The organism is Protofrankia symbiont of Coriaria ruscifolia, from assembly GCF_900634745.1.
Classification (GTDB): domain Bacteria; phylum Actinomycetota; class Actinomycetes; order Frankiales; family Frankiaceae; genus Protofrankia; species Protofrankia californiensis.
Genome location: NZ_CAAAFR010000032.1, coordinates 159,044 through 169,843, shown reverse-complemented (window position 1 = coordinate 169,843; position 10,800 = coordinate 159,044). Strand labels below are relative to the sequence as shown.

Here is a 10,800-nt window from a genome sequence, read left to right as displayed (position 1 = left end):
GTGCCGCCTGCGCCGATGCGGGCAGCGCGGGTCCGGGCGCCGCGGCCGTGAACCCGGCCTTCCCGCCGAAGGCCGGTACCACGGTGTCGACGGATGCGGCGGGCACGAGCCGTGCCGTGGGTGGCACCGGCGACGGCACCGGTAGGGACACTGTCCAGGTGCGCTGCGCCACCCCGGATCTGGAGCTGTCGACCGCACCGCCGGCCGGCGGCAGCGGCATGGGCCACCAGGGCCTTGTGCTCGTGTTCACGAACAGGACGCGCAACGCCTGTGTCCTCACCGGCTATCCGGGTGTGGCCGCCCGGGATGGCAGGGGCCAAGACGCCGGGAACGCCACCCGTACCACCATCGGCTCCATCTTCCCGGTGACCTCCCAGGGGCGTGTCGTGCTGGAGCCGAACGGCAGCGCGTCCGCCGGCGTTGAGTGGACGGTCGTTCCGTCCGGGGACCAGACCAGGTGCCCGTCCTACGTCGGTCTGCGGGTGACCCCACCGGGAGACACCCGCAGCCTCGAACTGGCCCAGCAGGTCGATTTCTGCGGCAGTTTCCAGGTTCATCCGGTCGTGCCCGGCGCCGCGGCGGGCGCTTGAGAGCGCCACAGCGGTTGCAGCCGCCACGGCGGTTGCGGGTACTACTGCGGGCGGCCGGCACCCGGTGGCGGCGGGCACCCGGTGGGCGGCTGACGACGCCCGGTGAATTGATCGTCACCGGGGCAGCCGGGGCAGCCGGCGGATACCTCCGGAGAAGTGTCGGACGTCCGTGATTGCCTGTACGCCATGGAAGCCACGACCGTGCTGTTCTTTCTCGTCGGCCTGCTGCTGGGGGTTGGCGGGGGCTTCGCCGCCGGTCGCCGGGCCGGCGACGTGCGCCTCGACGCGCTCGTGGCCGAGCACAGCCGCACGGCGCGCGAGCTGGAGACGCTGCGCCGGGCTGAACACGCCGCGCTGGAGCGGGCGGCACTGGCCGAGGTCGACCTCGCGGGGATGCGGACTGCGCTCGACCACGAACGGCGGTCCGCGACCGAGCGTGTGGGCCTGGTCGAGCAGAGCCAGCAGCGCCTCGGCGAGGCGTTCCAGGCCTTGTCCGCGCAGGCGCTGGAGGGCGCAAGCCGCCAGTTCCTCGAACTTGCCTCGGCCCGTCTCCAGGAGGTCGGCGCCCACGCCACCGGCGACCTGGAGCAGCGCCGAGCCGCGGTCGAACATCTCGTCGGGCCCCTGCGCGAGGTCCTCGGCAAGATGGAGCACCGCCTTGCGGATCTGGAGGCCTCGCGTATCGAGGCCTACGCGACCCTTGTCGAGCAGGTTCGCGGCGTCCAACAGGCGTCCGAGGGCCTGCGGGCCGAAACCGCGGCGCTGGTCACGGCGCTGCGCAAGCCCCAGGCTCGCGGAGCCTGGGGGGAGATGCAGCTGCGACGGGTGGTCGAGGTCGCCGGGATGATCGCCCGATGCGACTTCACCGAACAACCGAGCACCGTCACCGAAGAGGGTGTGCGACGACCGGACATGGTCGTTCATCTTGCGGGTGAGAGAAACATCGTCGTGGACTCGAAAGTGCCACTGCTGGCCTTCCTCGAGGCCATCGAGGCTCGCGACGAACAGACCCGCGACGAACGGCTCACCGCCCACGCACGGCAGCTACGAGCACACGTGGACGCGCTCGGCGCGAAGGCGTATTGGCGGCAACTGCCTTCCAGCCCGGAGTTCGTCGTGTTGTTCGTGCCCGCCGAGGCATTCCTCTCACCGGCGCTGGACAAGGACCCGGCCCTGCTGGAGCACGCTGCCACGAAAAAGGTCGTCATCGCGACTCCGACCACTCTGATCGCGATGCTGCGCACAGTCGCCCATGCGTGGACCCAGGAGGTGCTCACCAGCCGGACCCGGGAGATCTCCGAGCTGGGCAGAGATCTTTATACCCGCCTCGGCACGCTCGGCGAACATGTGGACAGGCTCGGCCGTTCGCTGAGCCGGACCGTGACCGACTTCAACGCGGCGGTGGGATCCCTGGAGAGCCGCGTGCTGGTGCCGGCACGCAGGCTTGCCGCCATGGAGGTGGTGGAGAATGTCCTGGCGACACCGTCGCCGGTGGAAACCGGCGTGCGAGCCTTGTCCGCGACCGAACTCGCGGGTAATGCTGGCGGCACATATGGGTGATGTTGTCGAAGGCTTCAGGGTCATCACCGAAAGTGATGCCTGCGGCTGCCTCACGCAGCGATAGCACTCGCCGGTGATACCTGAGACGACGCCGGGCGGTACCTTGCCCAAGTGAACTCGCCGCCCCGTCGTTCGTCGACCGGTCCATCCGGCCGCGCCGGAGGTATCGGCCCCCCGGCCGGCCAACGCGGACGAATCCAGGGCCGACGCAACAACGACGGGACGCCCACGGTGGTAACGGGCAGCAGGCGTGGTCTGACCGTGCTCGGCGCCGCCATCCTGCTCATCCTGGCCGGGACGGTCGGCGCAACCATCGACGTGGTTCTGTCCGGTTCCCCGGGAGTCGCCTTCGGAGTCCTGTTCGTCACCGGTTGCATCCTTGCCGCCACCCGGGTACATTTCGACGATCTTCTCGGGACCGTCATTGCGCCACCGCTGGTCTATGCGGTGATTGCCGTTGGTGTCGGATTCACCCGACCGTCGTCGGGCGACAGCGGCGGAGGGCTGAAGAGCAAGGCGATCAATATCGGATCCGACCTGATTCTGCGAGCTCCCGTACTTCTGCTGGGTTTCGCCGCTGTTGTCCTTATCGCCATGGTTCGTGTACGACGCGCACGAGTTACCCGCCGCATACGCGAACGAAACCTCAACCCACCCGGGAATCGCCGCCGACCGACTCACTAGAACAGCGTCTGCCGGCTCGCCGGAACAGCATCGGGTAGATATCCGGTACCGTTTTCAGTGTGCCGATGGATGCACACCGTGAACTGCGGGAACGCCTAACCCGATGGTGGGCGACCTGCCGCTGCGGTCATTCTCGTGCCGATCATCGGCATTACCGCCACGGATCGGACTGCGGACGCTGCCCGTGCCCCGCCTTCTCGCACATCCGCCCGCGCTCCCAGTGACCCGGAACCCGGCCTCCCGGACCTCCCGGATCGGCTTCCAGACCTCGAGCGCGAAAGAAATATGATCACGCCGCCTTTGGCCCTCCAACGACCCGGGGACCTGGAGCTGTTGCAGATCTGTCGTCCGGCTCACCGCATCCTGTACGGCACCCCGCCACTGTGCGGGGCTCTGCCACTGTGCAGGGCCCTGCCACCGCCGCGCCCAGTGCAACTTCCGCCGCCGTGCCCGGCACAGGGCCCCGTCACCGCCGCGCCCAGCGTGGCCTGGCCGGCCCTGGTCGTGTCGCCCCCGCGCACACAGAGCGGTGCCCCATCAGATCAGCGGTGCCCCATCAGATGTCGTGACCGGGTCACGACATCCGGAAGCCCCCGCTCCACCCCCACTCCTTGATCCAGATCCTGTTGCCGGACGCTCGCGCCCGCGAGAAAACATCACACCGATTGCTCCATTGCGCATGACCACGCTATTCGGGAGGTGGACCGGCATACGCCACAACGGACCCCACAGGCGGCGGTGAAATTCGTCACAAGAATTCAGTTGCAGACCGGAATGTAAGATTGGAACGGCCCATTGTCGCCATCCGGACACCGACATGCGGGCGCGGAAGAAATCTGTGCAAACACCTGGAGTCGGCGACGGTCGGGTATCCTTTATCTCGCCCAGCCAGCACACCCCGCCTACATATCATTACTGGGAGCAACTAACACTACACCGAGCAATATCACCGTTACGATTTAAGTAGATCGCGATTGGCTATCACAACCTAGTCATGCAAAAATAAACAACTGATAAACAACAGGCAAACAATATTGTTATACTTCGACCGACCGAGACTCCCTCCCGAGGCGATGCTAACTTCTTAACCGCAAACTCTTACCAATCAACTCGGATCATGGATGCTCCAACGTCCCTGCGTCTGCCGACCACACGAAGAACCATGATCGTGTCGTCTTTGGCCGACCAGGAGATCACGGGTGTCCAGCGATAGGGGATGACGCAATAGCTCGCGACGACAACTGTCGATCCGGCGTCCGGGGGGACGTGTAACGACAGTCATAGCACTCCGCCAGGAAATGCCGGTTCGAACCATTGAAACGGCGATCACCACAGGGAAAGTCGACAGAGAACTGGGGGGCACCACATCGGCTCGGGTTCGCCTGGCCCATGGTGGCTCCCGACATCCAGTTATGTGGGGGGACAGGTGTCCGGACACTCGGACCTACCGACCATCAAGATCCCGACTGTCAGCGTCATCATCCCGACGCTCAACGAGGCACGCAACCTTCCGTACGTCTTCAAGAGCCTGCCCGCCGAGGCTGAAATCGTCGTCGTCGACGGCCGGTCGACCGACGACACGGTGGCGGTCGCGAGAGCGCTGCGACCCGACGCCATAGTCGTCGATCAGACACGCCGCGGCAAAGGGAACGCGCTCGCGTGCGGTTTCGCCGCGGCCACCGGCAACATCCTCGTCATGCTCGACGCCGACGGCTCGGCCGACCCCGCGGAGATCGGCGAGTTCGTCCGGGTCCTCACCGCCGGCGCGGACTTCGCAAAGGGGTCCCGCTTCATCAACGGCGGCGGCAGCAGCGACATCACCCGGTTGCGGCGGGCCGGCAACACGTTTCTCAGCCGCCTCGTCAACGCCTTCCTGGGCTGCCGATACTCCGATCTCTGCTACGGCTACAACGCGTTCTGGCGGCATTGCCTGCCTACCCTCAACCTGGATCCGGGTGAGCGCTCCGAAGCCTACGAGTGGGGGGACGGTTTCGAGGTCGAGACCGTCATCAACATGAGGGTGGCCCGAGCCGGGCTGCGTGTCGTGGAAGTCCCGAGCTTCGAGCACCCCCGCATTCACGGGGTCAGCAACCTCAACGCCTTTTCCGACGGTCTGCGGGTCCTGCGCACCATCCTGGTCGAATCCCGCGGCTCGCGCCGGCGGCGACGGCGACTGATACCGCGCTGGTCCACGGCGGCAGCGGTCGGCCCGAACCTGACCGTCATTCGGCCCCAGAAAGCAAGAAGCGAAACCCTGGAAAGCGTCCACCTGGAAACCCCCGAACCCGACGCAAGCGTGAGCGTGGTCAGCTCCGAGGTGGAATGCGCATGACGGCATCCACCGGCGTCGTCCCGGGCGGAGCCGACGCCTCGCATCCGGCTCCCGGGGCTTCCAGTACGGCGGGCACCGAAACCTCCCGCACGACGATCACCGAAGCTTCCGGCGTGACGGTCGCCGGATCGGCTGCCATGCCCATCCCGGTGATCCCGGTGCAGGCAGCTCCCGTCGAGCCTGTCGAACCTCGGCCCGCGGACAGCGGTGCCGCCGCGGCCGCGGCAGCACCGGCCACGTCCGTGGTGATCTGTGCATACACCCTCGAACGCTGGGACGACCTCGCTGCCGCCATCGCGAGCGTTCGCCACCAGAAGACGGCGGCAAGCGAGATCATCCTGGTCGTCGACCACAACGACGCCCTGCTCGCCCGCGCTCGGGCCACCTTCGACGGGGTCACAGTGCTTGCTAGCACCGGCGCCCAGGGCCTGTCCGGGGCACGCAACACCGGCGTGGACGCCGCTCGCGGTGACGTCGTGGTGTTCCTCGACGACGACGCCCACGGCGAGCCCGACTGGCTCGAGCACCTACTGGCCCCGTATGCGGAGCCGACCGTGCAGGGCGTGGGAGGCGCCGCCGTACCCATGTGGCCGGCCTCCGGCCGACCCGCGTGGTTTCCCCCCGAGTTCGACTGGGTGGTCGGCTGCAGCTACGAAGGTCTGCCCACCTCCATCCACCCGGTCCGCAATCCCATCGGTGCGGCGATGTCCTTCCGCCGGACCGCCTTCGACCGCATCGGTGGCTTCACCAGCGGCATCGGCCGGATCGGATCGACCCCGCTGGGATGCGAGGAGACCGAGTTCGGCATCAGGCTGCGGCAGGCCGATCCGGGGGCGACCATCCTCTACGAACCGCGCGCAGTGGTTCATCACCGCGTCACGGCGAAGCGGGCTTCTTTCACGTACTTCCGTCAACGCTGCTATGCCGAGGGACGGTCAAAAGCGATCATCGCGGAGCAGGTTGGCCAGACAGCCGCTCTGGCTACGGAACGTACCTACATGTCCCGGACGCTCCCCCGTGCCATCTGGCGCGACGTGCACACTCCCGGCCGGCGTCGCAGCGCCGTGACGATCGTGTCAGGAGTTGCGATCACTGCTGTCGGGTACCTGCACGGTCGCCTGCTGCAACCGGTCACCGCCCGCCGCGGCAAGGAGCGCCCCGCCGGAGGATCCACCCTGTGAAGATCCTTCTGCTCGCCCAGTTCTTCCCGCCGATCGTCGGCGGTGAGGAACGTCATGTCCACAATCTCGGCCGGCGCCTGGCCGACCATCACGAGGTCACCGTAGTCACCTTCGGTGACAAGACCGGCACGACAATCCGTGACGGCATGCGCGTCCGAACCGTTCGACCGATCACCGCGTCACTGCCCTTCCTGTACGGGGAGGGTGACCGGCTCTACGCGCCGCCGCTGCCGGACCCGACGGTGACCCGAGCGCTACGGCGTGTTATTGCCGAGGAACGCCCCGACGTCATCCATGCGCACAACTGGATCGTCAACAGCCTTACTCCCCTACGCTTGACGACCCGCACGCCGATGGTGCTCACCCTGCACGACTACAGCCATGTCTGCGCCACCAAGCGCTTCATGTACATGGGCCGGCAGATATGCGACGGGCCGTCGCCGCGACGGTGCATCCGCTGCGCCCACGACCACTACGGCGGGCCGGTCGGCCTCGCCACGGTCGCCGGCAACCAGGCGGGCCGCGCCCTGCGCCGGATGTCCCTGGACCGGATCATCGCGGTGAGTTCGGCGGTCGCCCGACACACCGGCCTTGCCTCCGGCGGCACACCATTCGAGGTCATCCCGAACTTCATCCCGGACGAGCTGCTGGAAACCAGGTCGCACACCGTTCCCGGAGGCATGACAGCGGACGGCTACCTGCTGTATGTCGGTGATCTCAGTCGGGACAAGGGTGTCGGGATCCTGCTGGACGCCTACAGCCGGCTGGCTGCCGACCGCCCGCCACTGCTGATGGTCGGTCGCCGGACATCCCAGCTGCCGGACAGCCTTCCGGCAGGGGTTGTCGTGGCCGAACCGTGGGACCACGAAAAGATCATGCAGGCGTTCGCCGGAGCCGCGTTCGCCGTCGTCCCGTCCATCTGGCCGGACCCGTGCCCCACTGTCGTGCTGGAGGCCATGGCTGCCGGTATCCCGGTCGTCACAACTGGGATGGGCGGCATCGCGGACATGGTCCGCGACGGGAAGGAAGGCGTCGTCGTCCCACCCTCGGCTCCAGACGCCCTGGCCACGGCGATGAACCTGCTCCTTTCCGACCCGTCACTGCGGCAGCGGCTCGGCCAGCGCGCCCGCGACCGCGCCGCGGACTTCACCGCCGGGCGGGTGGTACCGCGCATAGAAACTGTTTATCGAGACCTGGTCCATGCCCACTGAATCCCGGCCCGCTGAATCCCGGCCGCTCGACGAAGACGACACGATCAACGACGACACAACGAACAACAACGCAATCGAAAATGCCGCGCCGACAACCGACAGCGCGATCCGGGAGCGCACCGGCACCATTGTCATCACAGCGTTCACGCCCAGAAGCAGAACCGGATCCGTCGCCCGTGAGAAGTCCGGCACCTACGACAATGACCGGATGGAGGAGAAAACGGAGCAGGCGGCTGCGCATGTCGACTCCGACCCGACCGTGGTCCTGCTCGATCCGATGGCGGGGCTCCTCGAGCCGGTTACCGGGCCGGTTGGCGAGCCGGCCGGCAGCAACAGCGCGAACCATATTTCGTTACCAGGCTGGATTTCGTTACCGGGCTGGCGGCCGTGGCGGAAGGCGCCGGTGTCTCGGGAGGATCCGGCCACCACGCATCTGACCAGCACACCTGCGGCCGGCGGACACCCGGCCGTGCACCCGGTCACCGCGAGCCCGACCAGCCATGACCTGACCGTCCCCGACCGCTCCCTTGCCGTCGCAACGATCATGGCTGCCGGAGTGCTACTGGTCGCGGTGTCCTACCTGATCGGACGTTCCGGGCATCCGGGCGCGGGCACCGCGCTGCTCTGGCCCGGCCTGATCACGGTCTTCGCCACAGGTGCGATCCGCCTGTTGCGGGCAGGCACATCACGGCAGGAACGGCTGCGGGTGTCGGTGTTTCTGGGCGTCGCCCTGTACTTCTGTTTCGAACTGACCCAGATTTCCGCCGTCCGCGAGTTCGACGAGCTACTGCACCTGCGCACCCTGCTCGATCTGCAGGCAACCGGGCATGTTTTCACCCCTCATCCGGGCCTGCCGGTCAGCCCCCGGTTCCCGGGGTTGGAGCTGCTGACCAATTCCGTCGTCCAGCTGCTCGGCGTACCGAACCAGGTAGCTGTGATCGGCGTCGTCCTGCTGGCGCGCTTCCTGCTGGTATACGGCCTGTTTCTGCTGATCGAACGCCTGAGCCGGTCCGCCTACGCGGCCGGAGTGGGGGTAGCGATCTACTCCTGCAGTCCGCAGTTCTTCTTCTTCAACGCGCAGTTCGCCTACCAGTCCCTGGCCATCGCCCTGACCGTGCTGCTCCTGCTGATCGTCGTGGACCGCCCACGGTACGGACGGATAACCGCTGCATTACTGATTGCGATGACGTGGATCGCGCTGTCGTTGACCCACCACATCACCAGCTGGATCACTGTGGGGCTGCTCGCCGGGTGGACGTTGTGCGCGTTCGTCCGGCGTGACCGGGCGGACGGCAGGGCGCTCGCCGGCATCACCCTGATCGGGCTGCTGACCACCGCGGGCTGGGCACTTGTCAGCATCTCGATGCTCAGCGACTATCTGGGACCCGTCCTGTCGGAAAGCTTCCACCAAGCCGGCAATGTCGCCAGTGGTCAGGCCAAGAGCCGCAAGATGTTCACCGACTCGGCCGGGACGGCCACCCCGACCTGGCAGATCGTGGCGCTGCTCGGCTCGACCCTGCTGTGGTCGGTGTCGATCCTCCCGGTCGGTCCGTTCAAGTTCCGGCCGGACACCGACAGCCGGCACGCAACGCTGTACCGGCTCCTGCGGCTCATGCACCTGGCGTTCCCCCTGACGGTGATCGGCACCGTCACGCCGCGGACGGCCGAGCTGTCCACCCGCATGTCCACCTTCATCTACCTCGGCCTCGCCGTCGCGCTCGGCCTCACCATCACCAGTTACCTCACGACCCATCGCACGACCCGTCCAGCGCACCTCGTACGGCTCACCACCGCACTCGCGGTCTTTGTATTCATAGGCGGCACGGTTTTGGGCTCAGGCGCGGACTGGTCACGGATGCCGGGACCCTACCTGGTGATCGCCGACGGACGTTCCATCGACCCGTACGTGGTCGCCGCCACCGACTGGGCGAACACCCGGCTGCCGCAGGGCAGCCGGGTCGCCGGCGACCGCGAGACCGGGGTCCGGCTCATGAGTATCGGCCGTCAGTGGCTCGTCACCAGCCTGGGCAGCAGGGCCAGCGCCGCACCACTCTACTTCGGCAGCACCATCGGGGACTACGAACGCACGGTCATTACGACCGGTCGAATCCAGTACGTCATTGTTGACACCCGGCTTGCCGACGGGCTCCCGCACGAGACGTTCTACGCGGAAAACGGCGAAGCGCCGGTTGGTTCCCAACTGACACCAGCGATGCTGGCGAAGTTCGACACCCAGCCGGGTTCGGTGAAGGTCTACGACAACGGACCGATGAAGATATACGACGTCAAAGCCCTCTGGCTGCCAACAACACCTCCGACAACAACCCCGCGGCCTGCGGGAGGTGACCGGTGAACACGGTCACGACCGTCCTGCAGGCCCTTCTCGGAATTACGATTCTCGTTCTCGGTGTCGCCGGTCTGCACGCAACCCTCACCCGGACCGCGAAAGCCAGCACAGACGCCGGTGGAAACAACTCCGGTGGAAACGACTCCGCGGCAGACGCATCCGCGGCGAACCTCCGAACCAACTCCCCGGCCAGCTCCCGGGCGGACTCCCCGGCGAACATCGCCCCGCTGTTTCTGCTCACCGTCACCGGTCTGATGGTCGGCTCGCTGCTGGTGGCCGTGGTCGGGCTTGCCGACAACCCGCTCGCCTACGACCTGCTGTTCGGCGCCGTGGCGGTGGCACTCGCCGCCTTCGGACGCCTGCGACCGGCCACCTTCCTGGCCCGGATCCGAGACCACCTGCTCCGGGAGGCGGCGCGCTGGAAGACGGCTGCCTGGAAGACGGCTGCCTGGAAGACAGGACCCCGCAGGGCGGTGCTGCTGGCGTCCGTCCCGATACTGATCCTCGCCGTGGCGGTGGGCCTGTCGTGGTGGTCGGACGACACAACCATGAATGCGCCGGTGACTGCGCTCGGCGCTACCCGGACACACACGGGCCTGGAAGTCACCGTCACCCGGGCCGAGGGCGACAACGGTGATCTCCTGCTGGAGGTGATCACCGCCGAGGGCCGACAGTGGCGGCTGCCGCTGGAACCGCGCAAGAAAAAGGTCGACGTCCCCGTGGGGAGCGAAGCCACTCCCACCCCAACCGCAGTCCGCCTTCTCGTCAATGGAAAAATCATACGATCGATAACAATTCAATAACTTATAGTATTTATGATGATGTCCTGCTCTCATACCAACCCGTGCAGTTGCAACCCGTGCAGTTGCAACACCGTGCCAACGTGTCATGCCCC

General features: G+C 66.8%; 8 protein-coding genes. All 8 read left to right on the top strand.

Annotated features, from left to right (window positions below):
• Positions 1-590: DUF4232 domain-containing protein (locus CV1CTNOD_RS04200; protein ID WP_165485306.1), on the top strand; the 590-nt coding region annotated here is incomplete at its 5' end.
• A 186-nt stretch (positions 591-776) separates the two neighbouring features.
• On the top strand, positions 777-2,150 hold the full coding sequence (locus tag CV1CTNOD_RS04195) for a DNA recombination protein RmuC (protein ID WP_131784861.1): 1,374 nt from the start codon (positions 777-779) through the stop codon (positions 2,148-2,150).
• A 231-nt stretch (positions 2,151-2,381) separates the two neighbouring features.
• Complete coding sequence (locus tag CV1CTNOD_RS04190; RefSeq protein WP_207386171.1) at positions 2,382-2,834, top strand: DUF6542 domain-containing protein; 453 nt, start codon at positions 2,382-2,384, stop codon at positions 2,832-2,834.
• Positions 2,835-4,260: 1,426 nt separating this feature from the next.
• Positions 4,261-5,166, top strand: a complete 906-nt coding sequence (locus CV1CTNOD_RS04185) for a glycosyltransferase family 2 protein (protein ID WP_131784835.1) — start codon at positions 4,261-4,263, stop codon at positions 5,164-5,166.
• On the top strand, positions 5,163-6,347 hold the full coding sequence (locus CV1CTNOD_RS04180; RefSeq protein ID WP_242606347.1) for a glycosyltransferase family 2 protein: 1,185 nt from the start codon (positions 5,163-5,165) through the stop codon (positions 6,345-6,347). The genes CV1CTNOD_RS04185 and CV1CTNOD_RS04180 overlap by 4 nt, the downstream gene beginning before the upstream one ends.
• Entirely contained in the window at positions 6,344-7,558 is a 1,215-nt protein-coding gene (locus CV1CTNOD_RS04175; protein WP_131784833.1) for a glycosyltransferase family 4 protein, read from the top strand. The genes CV1CTNOD_RS04180 and CV1CTNOD_RS04175 overlap by 4 nt, the downstream gene beginning before the upstream one ends.
• Positions 7,548-9,911: a glycosyltransferase gene (locus CV1CTNOD_RS04170; protein ID WP_131784832.1), complete on the top strand. Its 2,364-nt coding sequence runs from the start codon at positions 7,548-7,550 to the stop codon at positions 9,909-9,911. The genes CV1CTNOD_RS04175 and CV1CTNOD_RS04170 overlap by 11 nt, the downstream gene beginning before the upstream one ends.
• Entirely contained in the window at positions 9,908-10,708 is an 801-nt protein-coding gene (locus CV1CTNOD_RS04165) for a hypothetical protein (RefSeq protein WP_131784831.1), read from the top strand. The genes CV1CTNOD_RS04170 and CV1CTNOD_RS04165 overlap by 4 nt, the downstream gene beginning before the upstream one ends.
• Positions 10,709-10,800: the final 92 nt, after the last annotated feature.